General features: G+C 33.0%; 23 protein-coding genes. 8 read left to right on the top strand and 15 right to left on the bottom strand.

Annotated elements, in window-relative coordinates:
* Nucleotides 1-283 precede the first annotated feature (283 nt).
* From HHX25_RS18840 to HHX25_RS18810, 7 genes are all read right to left on the bottom strand, one after another.
* Nucleotides 284-493, bottom strand: a complete 210-nt coding sequence (locus tag HHX25_RS18840) for a hypothetical protein (RefSeq protein WP_169676661.1) — start codon at nt 491-493, stop codon at nt 284-286.
* A gap of 160 nt (nt 494-653) precedes the next feature.
* Nucleotides 654-1,919, bottom strand: coding sequence for a DnaJ-like cysteine-rich domain-containing protein (locus HHX25_RS18835; RefSeq protein ID WP_169676659.1), 1,266 nt, complete (start codon nt 1,917-1,919; stop codon nt 654-656).
* A gap of 174 nt (nt 1,920-2,093) precedes the next feature.
* Nucleotides 2,094-4,343, bottom strand: coding sequence for a hypothetical protein (locus HHX25_RS18830; RefSeq protein WP_169676657.1), 2,250 nt, complete (start codon nt 4,341-4,343; stop codon nt 2,094-2,096).
* A gap of 18 nt (nt 4,344-4,361) precedes the next feature.
* A complete protein-coding gene (locus tag HHX25_RS18825) occupies nt 4,362-4,694 on the bottom strand; it encodes a CU044_2847 family protein (RefSeq protein WP_169676655.1) in 333 nt (110 codons plus the stop codon).
* A gap of 20 nt (nt 4,695-4,714) precedes the next feature.
* Nucleotides 4,715-6,499 (bottom strand): hypothetical protein, encoded by a 1,785-nt coding sequence (locus HHX25_RS18820; RefSeq protein WP_169676653.1) that lies wholly within the window; start codon nt 6,497-6,499, stop codon nt 4,715-4,717.
* Between the two features lies 1 nt (nt 6,500).
* A complete protein-coding gene (locus tag HHX25_RS18815) occupies nt 6,501-7,742 on the bottom strand; it encodes a hypothetical protein (RefSeq protein ID WP_169676651.1) in 1,242 nt (413 codons plus the stop codon).
* A 168-nt stretch (nt 7,743-7,910) separates the two neighbouring features.
* Nucleotides 7,911-8,342, bottom strand: coding sequence for a DUF5675 family protein (locus tag HHX25_RS18810; RefSeq protein ID WP_169676649.1), 432 nt, complete (start codon nt 8,340-8,342; stop codon nt 7,911-7,913).
* Between the two features lie 304 nt (nt 8,343-8,646).
* Here HHX25_RS18810 and HHX25_RS18805 point away from each other — a divergent pair, with 304 nt between their 5' ends.
* The gene (locus HHX25_RS18805) at nt 8,647-9,390 is read left to right on the top strand and encodes a slipin family protein (RefSeq protein ID WP_169676647.1); all 744 of its coding nucleotides are present in this window, start codon (nt 8,647-8,649) and stop codon (nt 9,388-9,390) included.
* A 116-nt stretch (nt 9,391-9,506) separates the two neighbouring features.
* Here the strand turns inward: HHX25_RS18805 and HHX25_RS18800 are convergent, their stop codons facing one another.
* From HHX25_RS18800 to HHX25_RS18775, 6 genes are all read right to left on the bottom strand, one after another.
* The gene (locus HHX25_RS18800) at nt 9,507-10,058 is read right to left on the bottom strand and encodes a DUF4251 domain-containing protein (protein WP_169676645.1); all 552 of its coding nucleotides are present in this window, start codon (nt 10,056-10,058) and stop codon (nt 9,507-9,509) included.
* A gap of 175 nt (nt 10,059-10,233) precedes the next feature.
* Entirely contained in the window at nt 10,234-11,463 is a 1,230-nt protein-coding gene (locus HHX25_RS18795; RefSeq protein WP_169676643.1) for a phosphatidylserine decarboxylase, read from the bottom strand.
* 20 nt (nt 11,464-11,483) lie between these two features.
* A complete protein-coding gene (locus HHX25_RS18790; RefSeq protein ID WP_169676641.1) occupies nt 11,484-12,857 on the bottom strand; it encodes a phosphatidylserine decarboxylase family protein in 1,374 nt (457 codons plus the stop codon).
* A gap of 233 nt (nt 12,858-13,090) precedes the next feature.
* Nucleotides 13,091-14,665: an FAD-binding protein gene (locus HHX25_RS18785; RefSeq protein ID WP_169676639.1), complete on the bottom strand. Its 1,575-nt coding sequence runs from the start codon at nt 14,663-14,665 to the stop codon at nt 13,091-13,093.
* A 3-nt stretch (nt 14,666-14,668) separates the two neighbouring features.
* Complete coding sequence (locus tag HHX25_RS18780) at nt 14,669-15,016, bottom strand: hypothetical protein (protein WP_169676638.1); 348 nt, start codon at nt 15,014-15,016, stop codon at nt 14,669-14,671.
* A gap of 358 nt (nt 15,017-15,374) precedes the next feature.
* Nucleotides 15,375-16,004 (bottom strand): dioxygenase family protein, encoded by a 630-nt coding sequence (locus HHX25_RS18775; RefSeq protein WP_169676637.1) that lies wholly within the window; start codon nt 16,002-16,004, stop codon nt 15,375-15,377.
* A 435-nt stretch (nt 16,005-16,439) separates the two neighbouring features.
* Between HHX25_RS18775 and HHX25_RS18770 the strand changes: the two genes are divergently transcribed.
* Complete coding sequence (locus HHX25_RS18770) at nt 16,440-17,366, top strand: M23 family metallopeptidase (RefSeq protein ID WP_169676636.1); 927 nt, start codon at nt 16,440-16,442, stop codon at nt 17,364-17,366.
* Between the two features lie 12 nt (nt 17,367-17,378).
* Here the strand turns inward: HHX25_RS18770 and HHX25_RS18765 are convergent, their stop codons facing one another.
* Complete coding sequence (locus HHX25_RS18765) at nt 17,379-18,383, bottom strand: glycosyltransferase family 9 protein (RefSeq protein ID WP_240964576.1); 1,005 nt, start codon at nt 18,381-18,383, stop codon at nt 17,379-17,381.
* Nucleotides 18,384-18,669: 286 nt separating this feature from the next.
* Between HHX25_RS18765 and HHX25_RS18760 the strand changes: the two genes are divergently transcribed.
* From HHX25_RS18760 to HHX25_RS18735, 6 genes are all read left to right on the top strand, one after another.
* Nucleotides 18,670-19,209: an RNA polymerase sigma factor gene (locus tag HHX25_RS18760; RefSeq protein WP_205958071.1), complete on the top strand. Its 540-nt coding sequence runs from the start codon at nt 18,670-18,672 to the stop codon at nt 19,207-19,209.
* Nucleotides 19,210-19,761 carry a hypothetical protein gene (locus tag HHX25_RS18755; protein WP_169676634.1) on the top strand — a complete coding sequence of 184 codons (552 nt, stop codon included), beginning with the start codon at nt 19,210-19,212 and terminating at the stop codon, nt 19,759-19,761.
* Between the two features lie 40 nt (nt 19,762-19,801).
* Nucleotides 19,802-20,827, top strand: a complete 1,026-nt coding sequence (locus tag HHX25_RS18750; protein WP_169676633.1) for a hypothetical protein — start codon at nt 19,802-19,804, stop codon at nt 20,825-20,827.
* Between the two features lie 94 nt (nt 20,828-20,921).
* Nucleotides 20,922-21,578, top strand: a complete 657-nt coding sequence (locus tag HHX25_RS18745; protein WP_169676632.1) for a hypothetical protein — start codon at nt 20,922-20,924, stop codon at nt 21,576-21,578.
* Nucleotides 21,568-21,726 (top strand): hypothetical protein, encoded by a 159-nt coding sequence (locus HHX25_RS18740; RefSeq protein ID WP_169676631.1) that lies wholly within the window; start codon nt 21,568-21,570, stop codon nt 21,724-21,726. The genes HHX25_RS18745 and HHX25_RS18740 overlap by 11 nt, the downstream gene beginning before the upstream one ends.
* Before the next feature lie 54 nt (nt 21,727-21,780).
* Nucleotides 21,781-22,506: a head GIN domain-containing protein gene (locus tag HHX25_RS18735; protein WP_169676630.1), complete on the top strand. Its 726-nt coding sequence runs from the start codon at nt 21,781-21,783 to the stop codon at nt 22,504-22,506.
* A gap of 147 nt (nt 22,507-22,653) precedes the next feature.
* Here HHX25_RS18735 and HHX25_RS18730 read toward each other — a convergent pair whose 3' ends face one another.
* Nucleotides 22,654-23,469, bottom strand: coding sequence for a DMT family transporter (locus HHX25_RS18730; RefSeq protein ID WP_240964577.1), 816 nt, complete (start codon nt 23,467-23,469; stop codon nt 22,654-22,656).
* Nucleotides 23,470-23,485: the final 16 nt, after the last annotated feature.

Raw genomic sequence — 23,485 nt, 5'->3', positions numbered from 1 at the left:
CTGCCGACAACCAAAGTTTGCAAGATCCGAAATAACCAAGAATACTTATGACATAAATAATTGAGTAAACAAATAATGAAAATCAAATTTTTTTAAATCTTTTGAAAATAAATAAAGTGAATGTAAAGCACCCCAAGTAAATCATTATAAAAAAAGTATTTGATTTAATCCTCCGTCAATATTAGTAAGCGTTGGAGAAGCAAAAAATGATATGAATAAAAAAGATATTAAGCTAAATATAGTGATAACGACATTAGGCACATCAATGGTCTTTCTTAAATAGTCATATCCTTTTCAGCCCAGAGAGGAATAAACCCTTTGATACTTCAAGAACAATTTCGGCTGGATCCAAACCTTTAGGTGTAGCATATCCTTTGTCGTCAGTGGTACATAATTTTGTACGGTCATAAAAATGTAAATCTGTTTCTGTAAGTTTAAAAACATCTTTTACTTTTTTTGAGGCAAAAACATTAATTTTAGTTTTCTTAGCCATGATTAATTACTTTAAGACTGTTATTTTTATTAAAATCTCATCTACAAAGAAATTATTCATTGAACTGATAATCAATACCCAATAGAAGGCATATCGCTAACTGTTATATCCATGAAAAACCAAACCTGTACTCTTATTGATATATTTCAAATGCTTTCTCTTAATCCTTATAATATGGTAGTAATTTAATCACTTTATATTGTGATTGTACATTTTGAACGTCAATGGTTTGATTTTTACTACCTATATATGAGGGGATATAGTTTTTAGAATTGTTATAGTGAGAGAACTTCTTTATTGTTTTATTAAACGCTTTTAAGGATTGAACAAATATTAGCTTTTGATACATGGCATTTTTCAATATGTAATTATACCTAAAATCTTGAGGTCTTTTGGAACCTCCATATATTTCAAATTTATAAATACCGCCTTCTTCTAATTCATTTTTATTAGCAAAACTAAAGATCCAATGATAAGAACTATTTCTATATCTATTTTCAAAATCATCTTTTTGAAGTCTGGAAAGTTCATGTTCACTTAATTCTCTCGTATAATCATGAAAGACCGACTTAGATGGGATGGAAGAAAAATACTTTTTTTCAAATTCTTTTTTATGCTTATCAAATTTAGAAAGAATAACAACGTAATAAGGCTGTCCATAAAACGCGACAGAATCTTTAAACGAGGTTGTAGATATGGCTGCTTTTGATTTTAAATACACCCTTGCACTTAGTTTAGAGTTCGGGGTCACTAAAAGTACATCATCACTTAATATCTCAACTGATTTATTTTTAATTATCCTTTTTTTCTTTTTATGCCACGCATCAAAGAGAGCAGTTAGTCTCAATCCTGAACTTACTTTAAGCGACCCTAAATAATCCCAATAATCTGTTGTTAAATTACGTCTGTATTTCTTTAAATCATCTAAACCATACTTTGGGAGGTTATCTGTGGCTATTTTAGCTTTTTCTTTTTGACGCTCTTCGTAATCACGTATTCTTCTATTTGCCCTATAATAATTCTCCTTATATGACTTTAGTGTTTTTCCTTTTTCTGCTATAACTAATGCATAACCAGCCATGGCTATTGCATCTAATATCATATTTTGATTGGCACCATTTTGTTTTCTTGGTGCTAATTTTGTCTTCCAATAGCCCTTACCATCGCATGCGGGACACGTTCCGGTACCTATATCTTCTTTATCACAATATTTACATACACATTTACTACAAAAAACAGGTAATCCATTATCATCAACTCCTTGAGTCGTTTTTCCATGGCAGCTGCTACAAGCCACTTTTCCAACCCCAAAACATAAATAACAGATATTAAAATTATCTTGCGCATGGGCTTGTTTCAATGTAAGTATTACTGATAGCGCCGTGAGAATAACAATCAAGCGCGAGCTACGAGGTTTTTTGTTCATTCTATATTTACTGTCTAAATGATAAAAGTTATCAGCTATATTTTTTAGATCAATATTTGTAAGCTAATAGGCACATTTCAAATATATAGAATTTAACACATAAATTTTTATGGATTTTCATAATTAGTTATAAACAATAGTCGCAATATAAAAATAATACAACATCAAACCTACTTAACTATTCAAAGGGTTTAAAACATTATCCCCCCAAGGAGCTGGGTCTGCATCTTTTTCTAATTTGACATATAGTGTTTCTAGTTTTTCTTTTTCACGCTCTCTTTCTTCTTCGTTTCGGCTACGCATTCTATCGATTATAGCCTGTAGATTACTAGTTATAAAACCCACTTGAGGTTTGTCATTAATATCGTCATAATCTGGCAATTGCCCCGTAGACCTAAATGTTGTTAACACTTCACCTTCCCACATATTGGAATTGACATGAGGAAATCTAAGTAAGTGACGAATGATTGACGACCACCTTATCCCCCTATTGGCATCGCCATTTTGTATTTCTGTTGTTATAATAGTAGCAACGATGGTTGAAGCTATCGTGGCTAGGGCTCTTGCCTCTTCAAACAAAGGTTGCGATTTCGGGGTGTCTTTTGCCATTAGTGAATGGTTACCTACTGTTTCACCCGATGCCCCATTATCTGAGGCTTTATTTAGAATCTCTCTTTTACCACGCCTATCCAGTGCTACACTTCTTTTTATACTAATATCAAAATCCTTTTGTGCCATGGTTAAAAACTGCATAAGGAACCTACCTACACCACCAACAGCTTCAGAAAGCGATGATTGGTATTGCTTGTCCATTTTTAAATCAATCTCAAAGGCTTTTCGAAATGCTTCTTCCGCCTGATCATTTAAATACCCACGTTCTTTAAGCTTTGTAATGCCATCTTCATACTTGCCCGCTTCTAACTGCTCACGGTGTTTTACTTGTCGAGCAGCAAGAACATCTGCATCTTCTACCATTTCTCTTCGGTATTCTTCATTAAAAAGGGCACGCATTAAAACCAGTTCTGATTCGGACACAGGTGTATTAAAAGGTAATTCATCTTGTACTATATTTTCTGGATTCCCAGGTGCATTGGCTCTTTTTATATGCTTATCTATGTCTTCTACAACAAATTCCAAGTTACCAATAGCACCTATCATGGTATGAAACATGTCTTTTTCCCCAAAGCCTCCCGTATATATCAAATCGTAGGCAGGTCGAGAATCTTCTGTACTCGGGTCGGACTTAGACTTAAAAAGTGGATAACGTAATCGTCTGTACAGTTTTCGTAGCCACCTGGTTTTACTACCTACAATATCCCTTATTCTCCTATTTTCTTCGGCATCTTCTGAATAATTATGAGGACTGGAAAAATCATATGCTTTACTATAGCCTCCTTCGCTATCTGGAGGATTATCTATTTTGTAATTACGATAATTATCTAGGGCATGCTCGGCAAACCAGTTTTCAAAGCTTTCTTCAGACATATTAGAGCGCTGTGCTTTTAGCTCATTCCAAAGTCTTAGTTCTACATAATTTGAGTGAAAGAAATAATCTTCGATAGCATGTAAAATATGTCCCATTCTTACCAATACATCATGCCGATTCCTATTTTGTGATGATGCACGCCTTATACGTTTCCAATCATATTCAATCAATATAAGCTCTTCAACTATATATTTTATTTGCTCTTCTAAATAAATGATTAAACCTCTACGGCCTTTTTGGTATCTACGTTTTCGTTGTCTAGCTATTCCAGACTCTGTATAGGGTGGAAAATCTAAATGTTCATGAGGGTAGTATTGTGTATAAAACCTTGATTCTTCATTATGTCCATGCCCCTTAAAAACCCTATCAATTTCTCTAGAAGGCATGGTTGTTCCAACAAACATGTTTGGAAGCATGTCATTTAATTTGGCTCTTTTAGGAATATCATCAGCAAATATAATGTGTGTTACTCCTAAACAGAGTTGTTCAAAAAATTGAGCCAGCTTTCCATACCTCCTATTTTTCGGTGTTGCTTTCCCCATTAAGGCATCCATCCATTGCGTTGCTTTACCTACGCCTATTGCTAAAATTGGAAATAGTAAATATTCTGTTACCAGCAAACTGGAGACGACTAACGCCGATTTTGCCGCACCTCTTTTGTTTTTTTTATCAATAAAATCTATAATGGATGGGATAAGCGCAACACCCGCTAAAACAACATTGGTTCCGATAACATACGGATTTTCTCTAAACGCAGCCCTAGCTTGATTAAACATGGTTTTTTTAGCTGTAAGGTGCGCATATGGGTCTCTAAATTGAGAAATATCAGTCAAAAAATTACCCAATTCCATAAAAGCGTAATCTTCATCTCCTCTAATGTCACGAATCCTTTCCTGGTAATATTTATATATTTCCCCATGCCTTTTTATTTCCCCCATAACTAAATGTGTTTATACCTAAGAAGTTGGTGGTACCATTGAGGTCAAATCACCTGCTCCTCCTTCTGCCCATTTAATTTTGACATGAAAATTTGCTTTATCTGTTCCCTGGGTTACCGCAAAGCGTTCTTGGCCATTTACTGCTTTTATACCAAAGGTTATTTCGAATTCTTGTGGTTTATGATTGGGGTTTATGGCATTTATTTCGGCAGAAGAAATAATGGCAATATCTTTAATGATCCCTATAGAACCAGACAAATTACTTCCTGGGGAAATGCGATCATCTCCTCCAGGACTTATCTCAATCAATACGGCTTCATTATCACTGTAATATTGTTTGTATGTCGACATGTCGTTTCATTTAAAATTAATTAAGGCGCTTCATCTTCTGCTAAATAAATAGGCAATTCATCTGTCGTTGTATCCAGCCATACCAGATTGGTTGGGACTTTCATAAGCCAGGTATCAGGATCATCTTTACTTATTTCTACATCTTTATCCATATCATCAACCGTTATACTTGCTAATTCTTCAACTAGAGAACGATCAAAATGCGTATCGAATGCAAACGGAATGCTACTATCCCAATCATATCTGCCTGTAGCCTGATAAAATAATGTCGCATAATTAAACACGGGATTAACTGGAATTAAAACACGTGCTGCTCCCGATTTTAAAAATTTTTCAAATAAAGGGTCATTATCTTCTATAGCTAGCGTATCCAACCATTTACCCCTACGTCCCCAATAATATGGAAAGAATTCGTAGGTCATATTTTTCCAATCGAACGCCTGTTCAAAAAATTGGATTTTATCACTTTCGTTATAAGTTCTAAAAAACGAGATGTCTGGGTATCCATTGGTTCCTGCAAAAATTCTGTTTAGATCATTAAATCTATAAAATAGCCCTCTGGCACCGTAAATAAACAAAGAGATGCAGCTTTTTTTAAGCTCTTCCCGTTCTACGGCCCTATTAATTACAGGGTTTCGACCTGCGATTTGAACACCGTCCTGAATTTCTGCTGCGGCCAGCTTTTCTTCATAGTCTAGCACTTGTTTTTGAAAAGCACTCATAATAGCATTATAGGTTTCAACCTGCCATTTTTCAAAGGCCTCCTGAGTTAAAGAACAATGCATATCCACATATATAAGCAGATTTTCAACCTTTTTTCCGAAAGCACCAATAGGTAAGTTTTCTGACAAAGATGTTCTACTAAGAGCATCTAGCATAATTTCAAAGTAACCACCTTCATACCCCTGCCAGGAAAATTTCCACTTATGACCGCCATTGTATGTGTAACCATCTGGGATTTTTAAATCATCGAAAGAAATAGACCAAGGTTGATCTTTTTGAAAAGTACGGGCAACAACTTTTGATGAAATAATGTTAGATGGCGGCGGCGGATTCACACCTTGAACATTATATTTTTCAACCTCAGCTAAATAGTTGGTACGGTTTAAACTTTGAGGTGTTATTGTTGGTTTTATGGGCTCTTCTGGAAGTATTAGGTTTTCTAGTTTATATTGCTGCGCATGAATAAAAAATGCAGCGGGTTCTGGTACTGTAAACTCATACATGAGCCGTTTTCCATAATTTACAACTTTAGCCCTATAATATTTATCGACCCATCTGTAAATTCCCGAAATATGTTCATCTCCCTCTGAATTATCAAAACCATGCTCATTTATTTCTTCTGTTTCATGTAACGTACGGCTGGTTCGCTCCTCTCTTGTTTTTTCTATAATTCGAGACAAAGAGCGTTCTGAAATATCTTTAGCGTAATTCACAGCATTTTTATTAGATTCTACTGTAGAATTAGACGAAGCGAATTTGGCATAGGCACTGGCCTCAACAGGGCCATAACTTACAGAAACATCAACACCTGCTTTAAAAGAAGAGTCGGAACGAATTGTTTTTTGTGATTCTTTTTGAAGCTCAAATCGCTCGGTACTTTGTAAATCTTTTAGGTTTTCCTCGCTAAGGTCTGAAGAGGTAAAAATAATATCCTCGTTTTGATTTAATTGTCGGTGTTTTCGATTCCTTTTTTCACTTTTAAGCACATTTTCAATATGAGCAATTTCTCCTGCTCCATAATTTACTAATTTTTGTTTGACCACTTGAAGGTCTCCTATAAATGGTTTAATACGTGAAGCCATCTTATAATGATTTTATTGTTTCGTTAATATCGTCTTCTGAAAGTTTTCTTTTTACCTTGACAAAAGTTTTCCCTCTGGGAATAATTCTCTCTATAGTCATTAATTTTTCCAGTTCTGCATTTCTTTTTGCGAGCTCATTTTCTAATTTCGAAACAATCTCTGGAGATGTCGTTAGCTCTAAATCTATTTTACTTTTGGATAAAACCTTTTTAGTATTCTTTAATTTTATTTCGTCTATTTTTAATAGCCATGGTGCTTGTTCTGAGTTTTTTGATGGTGGTGATGCGAGCAATGATTCCTTTTTTAGATTAGAAGCTTCCAGTGTACCAAAATTTGAAGCATTAAAAACAATTTTATCCGTGGCTGTTTCTTGTGGGCTTTTGGTTTCTGACTTTAAATTTTTAAATTCCTGGTCGACGTATTTTTGATAATCAATCATCGATTGGTTGATAGAATCTATGGAGGTTTGAATACTAGCTAGATTTTTGTCTACATGTTTGGTATCCTTACATTTTAAATCATCTTTTATATGTGTTTTTAATTTAGAAGTAAATATGTCTTCCACTTCTTTTTTCGCATGATTTAACTTCTCTATCTCTTTTCTTTTAACCTGAATGGCTTTTACTCTAGATAAATAGGAACGGTCTGTTTCTTTAGAAGAATCAATTTCTTTGGAATCATCTCGGTCCTTATTGAAAAGCTCCTTTGGGATAATTGGCGTCAGTTTATTATAGCTATTTACCAATTCAATTTTTTCATTTACAATCATTTCCGAATTAATACCTTCCCATAATCTTAAGAGCTTAATCCACCTAACAATGATATCTCTATCCTCTGGAGATTCATTACTTAAAAGATTGGCATAAAAACTATCCCAGACTTGCTCTTTTAGATTTGAAAAATCTTTATCAATAACTTTGACATCCACTCCAATTTCTTTCACTAACTTTTCTTTAAAAGCCTTTAAATCGTTAGCATTATTTAAATTATCAGCACTCTCAATTATTTTTTCAATACGATCCAGATTAGGCGCATAAGCAGCCCATGTGTTTGAATTTTTGAAGTAAATATTTGATGATTGATAGGCTTTTGCCAGCTTTGCTTTTTCTTTGAAGTTATTTGATTTTGAAAGCTTTTCTCTGAGTACTGATCTTATTCCAGTTAAATCATATTTTGGATTAATTTCTGGAACTTTTTGTGGTGGTCGAACAGAAACAAATTTAAAAGTGTTTTCAGTTTTCATAGTGAGTTATTAAAAATGATTATTTTTATATAACTCAAACTTCTTGATATTATAAATAACTATCAACAGGAAAAAACCTAATTCCTAAAGGGGCTTTTTCCCTAATTTTCTGTGAAATCAATTTTAAAAAACCGAAATTTAAGATAATTCTAATCGGAATATTGCTTGCTATTTATTTTGCGAGTTTATCACATGTAATGTCGAAACGGTTTCACCCTCCATGGCTTTATGAAATAGCTTCATGGTATTTCTACTATTAGTAATATCGATAAAACCATCATTATCAATATCCGTCCGCTTTTCTCCAAGAGCAATACAACCATTGAGTTGCCTTGAGAAATTTGCAGCATGAAACTTACATTCACGACGGTTGGGAACATCATATATTTCCCATAAATCTTTTTGAAATTTGGGCGACCATTCTAACTTTAGTTTATAAATCCCCGCAGGGATGCATGATATATTTCTAGCATTATTTAACCAGCCTTTTTCCAGGCTTTGAGATGTAAACAAAATAGTGTTATTTTCATCTATTACAATACATAAGCCTAGGCTTAATTTTCTACCTATGATATCGCGAACAACAAGTACTTTTTTCATTTTTGAAAGGTTCTATACTATTTTAACTACCTAACATATAGCTATATTGTTACCCTCCATGAAAACAACATATATTTTCGACGTAATACACAATAATCCAAACAATTACTCTGTATTTAACGAAAATAATATAAAACCTAAAAGTTTAATTTTTGATCTTATATTATTTTAAAACACCCTGTTTTTTTCGTATCTTATAATGCTACTTTATAAGTATTTAACTTTGTTAAACGCTTAACAACTTTAGTCTCATATCGAGATTTAGAATGACAGATTAAAACTTACTTATTAAAACCTTTTAATCATGAATCCCATACAAATATTAAGCATCATAACCATTGTTTTCCTTTTAGCTGGTATACGAATTGTGTATGAATATAAACGAGCTCCTAAATTCAGGTTTGGTAAATACATAAAGACCTTAAAGCCTGGTTTTAGATGGATTATCCCAATTGTTGAAACTATACAAATTGTAGATATTCGAGTTATAACCATAAATATTGTTTCTCAAGAGGTTATGACCGAAGATAATGTGCCCTGTAGTATCGATGGGGTATTATTTTTTAAAATTAACGACCCTGAACGCGCTGTGTTAGAAGTTGAAGAATATAAATTTGCCATTACCCAATTGGCACAAGCAGCTTTGCGAGACGTTTGCGGTAAAGTAGAATTGGATACTATTTTATCAAAACGGGAAGAGATGGGAAAAAATATAAAAGCCATTGTTGAGATAGAGACCAAAGAATGGGGTATTGACATTAATGATGTAAAAATTAAAGACATTCAACTACCTGAAAACATGAAACGTATGATGGCTAATCAGGCTGAAGCCGAACGTTCTAGACGCGCACGCATCATTTTGGCTTTGGCAGAAGAACAAGCTGCAGGGAAATTACTCGAAGCAGGAAAGCTTATAGATCAATCACCATCTGCCATCAAACTAAGACTTTATCAAACCTTATCGAACATAGCTGCTGAAAAGAATTCGACCATTCTTTTCCCTTTTCCTGAAGAAGTATTGCCAAAAAACAATAAAAAAGCAGATTAATTTTTATTGAGCAGCACTAATTCTTCTATAATTTTTTCAAAAAGAATCGCAACGAAATAATAAGTTTCTTCTTCTTTATTTGGCACTTTCTTAGGCTATCAATATAAAGAGAAAAGTCAAAGCGCTTTGTCTACATCTATTGATTCTAAATCACCAGAATAGCTAATTGGCAATCTAGAATTTCCACTTAGCGTCATTCGTGCCTTTAAATTAGGATATAGCCTTATGAATACTTGAAAGCTTTCTGAATTACTTGTTGCTTGTAATGAGATTGTACAACTATTATCTTTATTTTGAACAACTTCATAATCTTCATAAGTACCATTAAATTGTATAGCACTATCACTACCATTATAAGCGACTTGCATGCGTCTTTCTCCATAATATGGCAAAAAAGATGAAATACTGTCTCCAGATATGGTTAAGAAATTACTATTTCCAATTAAACTAATAGCATTTGGTGTGTTACCTGGTTGTATCAATCCTGAACTAAGCACCTGTTGTACTGCATTTGTAACTTGAGGATATGCCCAATCTGAGTTAATACGAAACGTTTGCTCTTTTACAATTGAACTTAAAGCATCAATCTCAGCTTGAGTTGCTACAGATTTTGCCCCCTTACATGAAAAGAGCATTAGGATACCAATAAAAAAATATAGTAGTTTCATATTAATGGGGGATTAAACAGTCCTAAATTACAAAATAATTGCAGCAAATATTGTACCATATACCTTAAATTCAAACCATTAGCTAATATATCACAAAAAATTAGGCCAAATAACGAATGTTACTCGACCTAATCTGGTGACTGAATTATAAAATAATTGCTAAAAACCAGTCATGTTATTTTGGACTATTTGGACACCTGCTTATACTGGTTCCGTAATAACGATAGGTATTACATTCGTCAATAATAGGTGCTTTACCTTCTTGGAATAATAAAATAATATCGGATCCCCCAAATAAGAAATAACCAAACTCTTCTCCTTTGGCTATTTCCCTTTTTTCTGTTGCAGTCATATGTACACCAGATACCTGACACATCCCCACAGGAACGACACCTACAATCCCCATATTACCATATTCTGGTTTAGTAGCATCAATAGTTATAATTCCTCTAGATTGATTGAATTCATATCCCGTTTCTGGTGGTGCTGGTGAATCTGAATTATCAGGAGCATCAAATTGGTTGTTATCGCTAATGTTAACTTCTAAATAGGTCAATCCATTCACCGCACGACATTCGTCAACAATTCCAGATACTGGTGCATGAAATCTGTGGTATGAATAAGGTCCTAGAAAGTAGTGTACAAACGTACCATTGGCAAACTTGTTGGCATGTGGACTTCCCTCTAATAATTTAGCAATATTGCCAATAACATGAGTCTTCTTTAATACCGTATTTGTAATATTGGAATCGGCATCTATTTTATACATCTTTCTATAGGTACAGTCTGCTGGTGCTACCGCTACTGTATTGTCATTTGGTGCATCTATAGGACGTAAACCAGGGTTAAGTTCTCTTGCAAAAAACTGATTAAAAGTTAACCAACCACTTGGGTTGTTTGGTTTTCCGTTCACTAACGAATCCTCTATTCTATAGTAAGGCGCATATTCTTTAAAAGATTTCCAAATATCATCATTGAAAGATTCTGGTGTATTTAGAAAATCTCCCCACAGATTCGCGTAATCTACCAACCACTGTTTAAAGCCATCAATATTCTGTACTATAGTATCATCATTGGGTCCAACTTTTTGATCGATAAGAAAATAAAAATGGCATAAACGGTCATATACTTCTTGTGAATACCCCGTATCTGGATCTCTCCAACCAGGATTACCACTTTGGTTCGGAATCCAACGACTAAATTTTCTAATATAGCTTATCCATTCATCTACAGTTGTTGGCCAGTCCAACACGTCATATAAAGCTTTGTCTAATTTACTATTAGCATAACTTTCGGCTTTGTTAATAGATGCTACTAACAACTCTGATAGTGTCGGGTTACTTTTTAACCATTTTTCTATGTAGTCGATGGCATTATTAGTACTTGTAAATGAGGTTGTTTTCATAATATAAATTGTTTAATTGGTTAAGTGGTTAAGTGGGTATTAATTTTCGATGATGTATTTGCAATCGCAACTTGGGCTCTCACGCGAACATAAGGACCATTATTGGAATTTACATCAGGGGCAGGGTTTACAACTGTAAATTGCTTTATAGCGCCTTTTTGGAAAATCAGGCACAAACTTGAGCCTCCATAACTAAACGTTCCTAATTCTTCGCCTTTTTTAACATGGTCTCCTACCCCTACTTCTATTTTAATTGACGATATTTCGGTAATCCCAATAGGCATAACCGCTACCAATCCTATTTTTGGATCGTCATGCTTGATGATGATAAGTCCTCTGGTATTTACATTGGCTTCATAACCTTGTGAATAGGTACCAGCTGTTGGATCCCAGCCTTCTACAGGCAATTCACTAAACATATAGCCGTTTATAACGCGTGCCTCAACAATTTCTCCTGTTATGGGAGCTCTCCACCTATGATAGTCATGACCGCTTAAAAATGTTTGTAACACATCGCCTCCTTTAAACATATCTGTGTAAGGCGACCCTCCAAGCATATTTTTTAAGGAATAATTCTGGCTTTTAGTCTCAAAATTATCCGAAAGTTTAACATTTCTAGCCACTCTATAAATGGTACCATCATTGGCCGAAACTATTACGGCATCATTATCAGGGCCATCCAAGGGACGGCATAAAAGAATGATCTGGCGATGAAAATAGTCGTTAAAAGACTTAAATCCCCAATGTACAGGATCTTTAATTTTTGTTTCTTCAGTAACAAACTCGTTTAAATTATTTGCAATTACAGATGCTGGTGATAACCATCCATCTGGCTGTGTTGTCACCACACTCAGAGTTTCAGGGCTATCCAGAAAATCACACCAAGCCTGTAAAATGTTCCTTAAGGAATCATTAAATGCTTGGTTTTTAAAAACAATCCACCCAGATGGCGTTGCCATCATATACACAAACAACCCAGACATTGGAAAAGCCGAATGACTTACTTCTGGTTGAAATTTTGGTGCATTATGCAAGATATAGTTCATCGCTACAAAAAGATCATCCAACGATTTTATACCATATTTTACATCTGGTTCATACTTTTTATGAATTAAAAGTCCTTCTTCAATCATCTTGTTAACCTGACTCTCTAATTCTTTATTGTGAGTCAGCATGGCCTTCATTTCTAAAATTGAAGGAGCCAAGGTATAGTTAGCCCCAGCTGTTTCCTTTTCTTTATAAGAGTGTTCTACAAGGTCGCTTAGCCACTTGCCAATATGGATGATGTCCTTTGGCAAATAACCTGCAATAACACCAAACCGTCTTTGGTATTGTAAGCTGGTTTGTTCAAAATGTTTTGGGTTGTCAAGCTTTACTAAATCTGAAGTTTTCATGTATTTGGTTATTAATTACGAATAAATAAGTTTATACTTAATGATACCAAGTGCCAAAAATGGCATGATTACATTACAATTCATTATTAATTAACTAAATAGGGAGGTCTCGAATATATATAAAAAATCTTACAAAAAAGAAGATTTATCTTATAAAACTGTAATTATTCGATGAATTGCAGTAAAAATTCAAATTAGTATTCTCAAATATACCCTGAACTAGGGCATAAATTTTATGTGGTTGGCTTAGAAGCCAATCCTGTAGTTTTTAAGAATTTGTTGGAGAATAGTTCATACATATCCTTAGATAATAATGACTGTCTTTGTTTAATCCATTTTTTTGCTTGATCTCCATACATGTGTTCTACCAATCCTGGAAATGTCCAATCACTGTTTTTACCCCAATGTAAGGTAAAGGGAATATCATTTTCCTTCAAAACTTCTATCATGCGTTTAGAAAACTTTTTTAGGCTCATGATCTTTCTGGTTTCTTTCCAGAGTACACCATCAATTTCTAACATACAAGTAATTGGAAACTTGGTAAAGGCCATGGTGCCTTGGGATTGTTTAACAAATCGCATGGCAAAGATTCCTGGTATGGGACCTTCTTCTCTTGTTAACTTTCCTAGAAGTTCCATAGCTTTTGGAGCGTCTTTATGATCGACTCCAAAAGAACAGGCAAAAGCTGGCCCTTGGTAAGGGGCATCCCAGAATATTTCCTTCAACATCCCCGTAGTTTTATCATCTACTTTGGGCAAAATGGTATGACGTAAACGTTTTACTAACCACGGAATGCTCTTGGGTAAATTTTCCGCGAGTTTTACAAATAGATAAATAAGATCCCTGTAGAGCGATTCTTTTATTACAGGAAATGGATCGGGATAGGGTTCTTTATACTCCTTTTTGTACATCAACTCTACAACACATTCTGGATCGTTACTATATTGATTGATAAAAATTTTATAATGGTATGGTCTGTTCCCTTTTCCGTTTGAATCTGTTTCCTCGGGAATGGTAAATGAAGCATTTTTAAAATCCATTGTTTTTGCCAGTTCGTAAGCAACACTTTTATCAATTTTTTTCACATAACGCTTCAGTAAAAAAACAGGCTCTGCTTCTATAACAATACCATGAATGAACCCAAAACCTCCTAATCCAACCAAGGCAGCGTTAAATAAATCGTCGTCTCTTATAATCCTGGCATGAAACTTTTTTACAAAGTCATTACTTAAAACTGGTTTGGACGCTCTCTCCAAGTACACTATATCTTCTTTATTTGGGCCAATTATTAGATTGAGTCCAACAACATAATCCTGTACCGATCCCACATCTAAAGCAGCTCCATGTACACCCGTTGAGATGCAACCAGCCAGAGTCTGGCCGTTACTGGCACCACTTGTCTTGAGTGATTTACCATTTTCTGCTAAAATCTCAGACACTTCCTTTATAGTGGTTCCGCATTCAAATAAAAACAGGTTTGATGCATCGTAATTAGAGTTTGAATGGCAGTCACTATTATGAATAGGCATGGAAATATTCATAAAACCATTATAGTGCATTCTATCTTTATGACTGGCAATGTTGTTCATAGACCAAGCCGAGCCATAAGCACGAAATCCGTCTCCATCTGCGTGTGTTTCTTTTATTAAACGTTGGATTTCTTTTGCAGCATCATTATAACGATCCCACTTTTTAGGCATATTACGTTCACCCTCCAACTTAGTCTGATAAAGGATTTTTAATGGAAATGGTCCGTTTTTATGTAACGTATTCCATTCATTTAAAAATTTGCTTTTAGTTGTAGCCATTGCCTAATTTGTTAATTTTTCACATACATACTTAATTTTCACCTTTCGTTTCCTGCCGAATGTGATAGCGCTCAATAAAACGCCTCCAAAAGTATTACGATATTCAATAATGTTTAGTTTTCCCGATTCGCAAGCTTCTTTTTCTTTAATCAAATAAGTAAAATCTTCTGAGCTAACTTTTATACTAATAACTGTATCAAGCTCTACAACAGCCATGCCTCTGTAATAGTCATCTCTTTCTGAAAATGGATCTGGCTGCGGTGCACCATTTACATTACGCAATCTCACGGAATAACAAGCTGTTAAAATGCAGCAACAAAAAGCTATTAGTAAGTATTTAAGTGGTTTCATTTTTAAATAATTTTAATATTAAAAATAGATGCTACTAATCGTTTGGATAAACAATACATATGTTATAGTGTTAAATGTATCAAATACTCAGTTTCTCAAAATACCCTTATTACAGGTAATTTGTTAGATAGAAAGCTGTATTATAATTCTAATAGGGAGAGATTAATCACTTACATAAACGAAGCGATTGGTATAAATATAATAAAAATATTTTAGAACTTTTATTTCGTCATGTAAGATGTGAGTACATTTATACTGCATTGGGTACAAAAAAAACCATCCTGATTAGGATGGTTCTATATGAGAGTGAGTTAAAAACTCTTTATGAAAATCAAATGTTTAATAATAGGTAAAACTCTTATTTAGCATATGAATCTATTTCTTTACCTAATATGATATCTCTTTTAGCAATATACAAGCCCTCTTTTTTATCCAATTTTAAAATTCTATCACTTACCTCCGATCGTTTTACTTTCGAACGCTTATCGTTTAATAACGGGTCGTCATCAAAAAGATATGTTTCAATCTTATACTCAGGCTTTCCTGGTTCTTTAACAATTGGCAATATCTGTTTTAATTCGTTACCGTATATGTACTTTCCAGGAACAAAGGTGTAAAATGTATAATGACCGTCTGCATCTGTTCTAATCCAGCCTCTATGGTGCACATAACGTTTCTTGTTATGCCTCCTTAATTCGAAGTTTCCATTTTCATCGGCTTGATGTATAAAGAGAAGTACATTTTTTGCAGGGGTTACGCCATCACTTTCGTATATAGTCCCAACAATTTTTATTTTATTTTTCTTTGATGCAAAACCTGGTATGGTATCTACATTATTTAATTTTTTTTCTGAATAATCATAAATAGGACTACGCTTTTTATAATCTTCAGGTTTTTCGTCTAAAACACTTGCAGACTCTTGTGCAGTGATCATATGGCAACAGCATATCATGCATACCAAACAAAGATAGGATATTAGATTTTTCATAGGACTAACACTTAAAATTTATATAAAATTAAGGCATTAAATCCGTAAAAAATTAAAAATCATGTGAACTCTTAAATTACACGATGAAATGATTTTGTTGACAAAAATCATCGACAAAACGAACTGTTTTTTTAAAATTATCACATATTTTTCGTAAACAAAAACCTACTGATCAGCTAAATATTAACCTATAAGACATAAATTTTATAATATAAAAATTGCTTCTTCTGGCACATTTATATTTTATATTTCCTTGTCCATATCTAATACTTTTTACTGGTTTAATAGTTATTTAACATATAGTTAATGACTTATTATGAATTTTTCTTAAGAAGTCTAACAGTATATTAACATCGTATTCTGATATTTTTATATAAATTCGCCCAGCGAAAAATAAAAAATAGTGTGTTATTTTTTTAAGTATCGAATGTTTATATGAAATTTCTAGTCTCTCTAACTTTTTTAATCCTATCTGTATTTAGTTTCGGACAGGTTAAGCCTCATACCATCGAATTAATTGATTATTCAGATTTTCCGTTTGCAAAAACAAAAATAAACGTTGAAAATCCAAGTAGTGATCAAACTAATATTAATATCGATTTATTAAGCTTAACAAAAAAACACTGGGATACTACAACCTACAATCCGTATAAAAATGCGAAGATTAATTTTCCTGTGGAAATTAAATTCGACGATAGTACGTATACCTCGCCTATTAGTTTTAAAAAAGTGGTTACATCTCGTTATGGTTGGCGAAGAGGGCGGCCTCACAGGGGTATAGACCTTGACCTTGTTACTGGTGATAGTGTTGTTTCTATGTTTGATGGCGTTGTACGTTTTGCCCATTACAGCAGAGGACATGGAAAAACAGTGATTGTAAGGCATCCTAATGGTCTAGAAACCGTTTATGCGCATTTATCTAAATACGCAGTGAAGGCCAATGATATTGTGGAAAAAGGTGAGCTTTTAGGATATGGAGGTCGTTCTGGTAATGCCCGAGGAAGCCATTTGCACTTGGTTATTAATTACAAAGGTGTGTCTATAAACCCAGAGTATTTGTTCGATTTTAGCGAACAGAACGCTATACGTTCTAAAAATATTTGGGTAACCAAAAACTGGGTACAGCCTGGACTTCATAATTCTAAAAGGCAAACAAAATTGACTGTTTTAAAAACCAAAGAAGAGGCTATAGCTAGTTTAGAAAAACAAAAAAAGGTTTATATTGTTAAACGTGGTGATACACTATCTGGAATTTCATCAAGAAACAATGTATCTATAGCTTCTATATGTAAGTCTAACTATATTAGAAGAACCACGCCAATACGAGTTGGTCAAAAACTAATTCTTGAGTATGTATTTTAAATCTATATCGTTTTAATCCAGTATTCTATCTATTTCAACAAACCAGTCATCAATAGTAGTCTCATTAGTGTTTAAAGCCACACTACCATTACCATAAGGTTGGTATATATTCATATTTGTTACCGAAAAGAAACCAACTGTTGGTGTTAAAGAAGCACTAGCCAAGTGCATAACACCGTTATCTGCCGCAATAAACACCGAAGTGTTTTTAATAATAGCTGCCATTTCGCGAATATCTTTACTGTAAAAATTTGGTGCTTTAAACGAAATTTTTGAAATATTCTCAATAGGTAACATTTCTATAACATTGTAATCAGGATAGACTTTCTCTAAACGTCCGTAAACAGTTTCCCACCAGTCTTCAGAATAACATTTTGCTCCGGTAGCATTCGTATAGATACAAATAGTCTTTTTATCATTTTTAACAATAGCATCTAATATTTTCTTTCCATTGGATAACTCTTCCTCGCTAAGTTTAATATTTAAAACAGGGAGTTCATTATGATTTTTAGGAAATCCTAACTTCTCTAAAAAATGCCTTAAATTATAAATTGGATATTTTGAAATATGTTCATAATCTTTGTAATCAGCCTCAATGGCTTCATCAATATCGCCAAAAACCTTGTAAGTCGCTTTTGCAAATTGAGTTGACAATCTACCCGATGACGAATTTTTATCGCCATTAATTACTAAATCATAACGTTTCTTTTTTAGTTTTAACCAACACCACCCATATTTGAACAAATGGTTAAATGGTTTTTTAGGTAATTGAATAATTTTGTCAATTTGTTCGTAATTTTCAAAAACAGGATGAGCCACGCCACCTTTAACAAACAAATCTATTTTACAATTAGGAAAGGTATTAATAACTTCTTGTACCAAAGGTGTTAACAATAATTGATTCCCCAATCTGTGATTAGGTCTTGAAATAAGTATATTTTTTATTTCAATCTTATTATTTGAAGCTCTCTTGGGAATGGCATATGAGTTGCCTATATTTTTAGTAAGCCCTTTCATTATCTTACGCCTAAAATTGTTAATCTTTCCAGGTACCTTCATCAAATTAAATTAATATAGTTAGATATTTTGTATCAAAAATGCGCAAAATACGAATAAGCCAATAGCTAGCCAAATACATATTTATACAAAATTACAACTACATTTTTATTAAATACTACCTAGCTGAACCGTGCTTCATAAAAATATTTTAACATTAAATGCAACCCTCTATTTATTTTGTTGTCTATAATAGTAGCTTAAAAAATAAAACTATTTTTAAAGCAAATTAGAGCTAGCAAAATAATTGGAGACCAATATATTATACACTCATAAATCACTTGTTGAAAAAAGCAAGTTGGGAGACAGAAATGCGCAGTACAAATTGTATGAGCTATATGTCGACGCTATGTATAATATTAGTATGCGTATGATGCATATTAAAGAAGATGCCGAGGATGTTGTTCAAGACAGTTTTATTGAAGCATTTAATAATTTATCATCTTTTAGGTATGAAAGTACTTTTGGTTCCTGGTTAAAACGTATTGTCATTAATAAAAGTATCAACCAATTAAAAAAGAAAAAAATCCCGGTGGTACCAATAGAAAATCAAATGTATCATATAAAGGAAGACACAGAAGATGTATCTCCAGAAATTGATATCAAAAATATAGTTAAAGGCATCAGGTTATTACCTCCTGGTTATCAGCAAATAATAAACCTATATTTAATTGAAGGTTATGACCATATAGAGATTTCAGAAATATTAGAGATTAGCCCCTCCACTTCTAAATCGCAGTATCACAGGGCAAAGAAAAAATTAATTGAAATTGTAAAGACATTATAAATGGATAATTTCGAAAAATATATAAAAGACAACAAAGCACTTTTTGACGTACATAAAGCAGACAAAAGTAAACTTTGGGCAAATATTGAATCTGGATTAAATAAACCGGAATCTAAAACTAAGACCATTAAATTATGGAGCCATCCTATCTTAAAAGTTGCTGCCACTGTAGTTGTAGCCTTAGGTTTGTTTTCGCTAATTAATATATTTATAGTTGGTCAAGCAAATAAAAACACTCAAAACTATGCAGCTTTACAAGAGCTAAACGATATTGATTCCCATTATAAAGGTTTAGTCGCTTATCAAGTAAAACTGGTAAATAAAAGCACACAATTATCATCTGAAGAGAAAAAAGAGTTTTTATCCTTTATGGACGAATTAGATATTGAATATGGATTATTGAAAATTGAGCTTCAAAAAAATGTAGATAGCGAACGAATTTTAGAAGCCATTGTAATTAATTACAAAAAGAGAATTGAATTAATAGAGAACTTATTAGAACAAATTAATAGTTCTAAAAAATTGGACAATGATGATGTATATACTTTATAAAAAAATAATTCCAATCGTTTTATTACTACTAAGCTTTTCGATGTATTCGCAAGAAGTTTTAACAAAAACTATTGAAGAAATATACGAAATGACCAATGCTGGGGAACTACAATTAGATAATAAATATGGCAACGTAACTATTAACGGTTGGGAGGAAAATGATATTTCCATAAAAATAAATGTTAAAGTAACCAATAAGAAAAAAGAAAATGCAAGAAATCTTTTAAACCGTATTGTTGCCAATATTAAAGCAGTAGACGACTATGTTAGCATTACCTCGGAAATTTTAGAAAAGAATACCAGCCTTTTTTCTAAATATTTTAATAAAGTAAACCCTTTTGAATTTGATAAAAGCAATGTTGAAATAAACTATACTATTTATTTACCAACTAATGCCGAAATTAATATCACAAATAAGTTTGGTGATATCATCATTGATAATTGGACAGGACGCTTAAAAGCGAATATAGAACATGGGGATTTGTGGATTAACGAAGCTATTAGTAATGCCAGAATAGCCATGAAGTTTGGTAAACTAAGAAGTCAATCTATTGCATATGGAACCGTTAGTTTAAAAAATGGCGCCTTAGACATCCAATCATCTAATAAGTTACTATTAAAAACCAGCGGGACAAAAATTGAAATTGATCATGTTAAAGACTTAGAAATTATTTCAAGCAAAGATGAAATATTTATCCAAAAGACTGAAAAAATTCAAGGTGAGCTAAATTTTTCTAATGCTGAAATAGAAACAGTGGAAGAAAAAATTAACCTTAAAATGAAAGTAGCCGAACTACGCATTGCTAAAATTAACAAACCCGATGCTTTTGTTTCCATAAATCAAGAATCATCAGATATTAATATTAGCATTACCGATTTGTCTTTTATGTTCAATGCGACCTTGGAACAAGGTTTGCTGAGGCTCCCAAAAACATTTTATAATATAGAAAACAAAATGATAGACAAAAGTAAAAGAATACGAGAGATAAGTGGTGCTTACGGAAAATCCACTTCTGGTATTTTCTCTTTTAAAGGGAAAAAAGGCGTTATTGTCTTAAACGAATAAAATTACTGATTGAAAAAAAATTAAAAAAAAACATTTTGAGATGCAACCAATCGCAAACTGCAATGTCTATAAATATAAACCTAAATTAATAACCATGAAACGCATCAGTGCTTTCCTTTTATTGCTAATACTTCATAACTTACAAAACAACCTAAATGCCCAGGAAGAAGATTATATTGAATTTAACGATCGTAAAAACACAGTGCATGGTGTTTATTTAGGCTTGGGATTTGGTTATGGAACTATTGATAAAGCTGAAACCTATACATCTAGCTTTAAAGTGGCTTATGTTGCCAATCAACAATTCGAAATTGGCCTTATTCTGGCAGGGCTATATTCGGATATAAATAGGCTTGGCCTAGACAATAACAATAGAGATTTGGCAAGTGTTTATGGTGGCTTGCATATAGAACCTATATTGTTTAGTAAATCTAAAATCAACCTATCATTTCCCTTACTTATTGGTGGTGGTGGTGTAGCACTAATTGATGATGATGTTGAAGACCCTGTTATAGATGATAATGACTGGAAGCATGTTTTTGTTGCTGAACCCGGTGTAAATGTACTTTATAATATAAATAGATACATACAATTAGAAGCTGGAGTAAAATACAGATTATCCAGTAGAGTAAGTTTGCAACCTGAATACTCATTAAAGAGAATAAATGGTTTTTCTGGAGGTTTTGGCATTAAAATAGGCGTATTCAACATGGGAAGAAACCGTTATAAAAAAAATATAGATGATGAATAAGAAAAAAACAAATGGCATGAATTCACAATATGTGCATACTAAAAACAACAAAGTATATCTAAAAATTGACCATGAGATTAATGAATGGTATCCTATTAATTTTCAATGGATTCCTGTAATAGAACTTAATAAAAATATGAACCAGTAGTATCAATTCAGCATCAATCAATCAATCAATCAATCAATCAATCAATCAATCACAATGAAAACGAACAGATCATATTTAGCATTAGTGCTATTAAGCCTTATTTTATCATCATGTAGTGATGACCTCCTTACAAAGGCAAAAGAACGCGTAACATCTAGGGATGTAGATATTACCAATTACTCTTCTGTAGAAGTATCTAACGATTTTATAGCTTATATCACATTTTCTGATACAGAAGAATCCATTAAAATAGAAGCAAATGATAATTTGCATGACCATATTATCGCTACTAAAAAAAACAATGAGCTCCTGATACGCCTTAAAAACAATCTAAAAATTAAAGGTAAACGAACATTAAATGTCTACATTACTACAAAATCTATTAAAAGCTTTACTGCGGTTGATGATTCTCAAATTTATTTAGAAAACACTTTAGCCGAAGATCATGCGAAAATAAAAGTAACTGCCGATAGTTTTTTTACTGGTAGAGTTGATGTTGATTACTTGGAGCTTACAGCTGCTGCTGATGCTCATGTAGATTTATTGGGCTCTGTAAATACTTTAAATGCAAATCTTTCAGCAGATACAAAACTTTCGGGTTACGATCTAAAAATTGAAGATCTAAAAATGAAAATGTCGTCAGATTGTCAAGCCAGCGTAACGGTAACAAAAACCATAGATATCGATGCCATAGCAGACTGCACATTACGTTACAAAGGTAATGCGATGATTATCCGTGAAAACTTAAAAGCCGATTCTAAGGTTATTAAAGTCAAATAAAACATATTATTTTACCCGTTGTTCATTAAAAGTGAAATCTATTAATATGGTTTTTGGCTGGTAGGTTCTAGCTCTTAACAAATTTTGGGTTAATGCTTTAAGAACCGACACGTTTTTTGGTTTATAGATTTCAAAATGTGCAACGGGTTATTTTTGTTTTCCCTTATACAAGATATTCAAAACTAACCCTCCAATAATTAGTGCAATACCTAATAAACTCCAAAAGGTATAAACTTCACTAAAAATGAAAACACCAAGCAAAACAGTATAAATTACTTCCAAATATTTAAGCGGAGCCACTTGGTTTGTCTTAGCTATTTGAAAAGCTTTTGTCATAAATAACTGTCCAAAATACCCAAAAACTCCCAATCCAAATAATAGCAACCATTCAATACTCTTTGGAGTTATCCAGTTATTTATAGACAACACCCCGCCTACTATCGTTGAAATAATCATGAAATAATTAACAATGACTACTGGATGGTCATCTTTACCGATCTTACTAATGGTTATATAAACCAATCCACTAAAAATGGCAGAGATAAAAGCTAATAATAAGCCATAACCATTTAGCTCGGCATCAAAACCCTTTAAAATCAAAACACCTGCAAATGCCATTGCAAAAAAGAACCATTGCCATAACTTAATCTTTTCTCGCAACAGGAAAATAGCAAAAATAGCTGCAAAAATGGGAGCCATATATCGTAATGAAACGGCAGTCCCTATAGGTAAATATTTGGTAGACATAAAAAAGAAAGTCATCGAGGTAACTCCAACAAATCCCCTTATAACCAAAAGCCTTTTTTTATTTCCTACAAATGGGATTTTATTTTTAAGTAGAAAAGTAAATGTAAAAACGAGAGAACTTATCGATCTAAAAAACACAATTTGATAAGCATTAATATGCAATAAATGTTTCACAGTAGCATTCATACATGCAAATGCCAATGTACTAATAAGCATAAATTTTATAGCACGC

It is taken from the genome of Flavivirga algicola (assembly GCF_012910715.1).
In the GTDB taxonomy this organism is placed as follows: domain Bacteria; phylum Bacteroidota; class Bacteroidia; order Flavobacteriales; family Flavobacteriaceae; genus Flavivirga; species Flavivirga algicola.
Note: the sequence above shows the minus strand (reverse complement) of the source record. Positions and strands in the feature narration are given on the sequence as shown.

Bases quoted from the DNA above. Each gene is read 5' to 3' on its own strand.
- HHX25_RS18770 (WP_169676636.1), top strand. From the start codon at position 16,440: ATGAAATTTCTAGTCTCTCTAACTTTTTTAATCCTATCTGTATTTAGT.
- HHX25_RS18840 (WP_169676661.1), bottom strand. From the start codon at position 493: ATGGCTAAGAAAACTAAAATTAATGTTTTTGCCTCAAAAAAAGTAAAA.
- HHX25_RS18815 (WP_169676651.1), bottom strand. From the start codon at position 7,742: ATGAAAACTGAAAACACTTTTAAATTTGTTTCTGTTCGACCACCACAA.
- HHX25_RS18750 (WP_169676633.1), top strand. From the start codon at position 19,802: ATGTATTCGCAAGAAGTTTTAACAAAAACTATTGAAGAAATATACGAA.
- HHX25_RS18810 (WP_169676649.1), bottom strand. From the start codon at position 8,342: ATGAAAAAAGTACTTGTTGTTCGCGATATCATAGGTAGAAAATTAAGC.
- HHX25_RS18780 (WP_169676638.1), bottom strand. From the start codon at position 15,016: ATGAAACCACTTAAATACTTACTAATAGCTTTTTGTTGCTGCATTTTA.
- HHX25_RS18735 (WP_169676630.1), top strand. From the start codon at position 21,781: ATGAAAACGAACAGATCATATTTAGCATTAGTGCTATTAAGCCTTATT.
- HHX25_RS18830 (WP_169676657.1), bottom strand. From the start codon at position 4,343: ATGGGGGAAATAAAAAGGCATGGGGAAATATATAAATATTACCAGGAA.
- HHX25_RS18805 (WP_169676647.1), top strand. From the start codon at position 8,647: ATGAATCCCATACAAATATTAAGCATCATAACCATTGTTTTCCTTTTA.
- HHX25_RS18835 (WP_169676659.1), bottom strand. From the start codon at position 1,919: ATGAACAAAAAACCTCGTAGCTCGCGCTTGATTGTTATTCTCACGGCG.
- HHX25_RS18775 (WP_169676637.1), bottom strand. From the start codon at position 16,004: ATGAAAAATCTAATATCCTATCTTTGTTTGGTATGCATGATATGCTGT.
- HHX25_RS18800 (WP_169676645.1), bottom strand. From the start codon at position 10,058: ATGAAACTACTATATTTTTTTATTGGTATCCTAATGCTCTTTTCATGT.
- HHX25_RS18795 (WP_169676643.1), bottom strand. From the start codon at position 11,463: ATGAAAACAACCTCATTTACAAGTACTAATAATGCCATCGACTACATA.
- HHX25_RS18765 (WP_240964576.1), bottom strand. From the start codon at position 18,383: ATGAAAGGGCTTACTAAAAATATAGGCAACTCATATGCCATTCCCAAG.
- HHX25_RS18820 (WP_169676653.1), bottom strand. From the start codon at position 6,499: ATGGCTTCACGTATTAAACCATTTATAGGAGACCTTCAAGTGGTCAAA.
- HHX25_RS18740 (WP_169676631.1), top strand. From the start codon at position 21,568: ATGATGAATAAGAAAAAAACAAATGGCATGAATTCACAATATGTGCAT.
- HHX25_RS18825 (WP_169676655.1), bottom strand. From the start codon at position 4,694: ATGTCGACATACAAACAATATTACAGTGATAATGAAGCCGTATTGATT.
- HHX25_RS18745 (WP_169676632.1), top strand. From the start codon at position 20,922: ATGAAACGCATCAGTGCTTTCCTTTTATTGCTAATACTTCATAACTTA.
- HHX25_RS18730 (WP_240964577.1), bottom strand. From the start codon at position 23,469: ATGCTTATTAGTACATTGGCATTTGCATGTATGAATGCTACTGTGAAA.
- HHX25_RS18755 (WP_169676634.1), top strand. From the start codon at position 19,210: ATGGATAATTTCGAAAAATATATAAAAGACAACAAAGCACTTTTTGAC.
- HHX25_RS18785 (WP_169676639.1), bottom strand. From the start codon at position 14,665: ATGGCTACAACTAAAAGCAAATTTTTAAATGAATGGAATACGTTACAT.
- HHX25_RS18790 (WP_169676641.1), bottom strand. From the start codon at position 12,857: ATGAAAACTTCAGATTTAGTAAAGCTTGACAACCCAAAACATTTTGAA.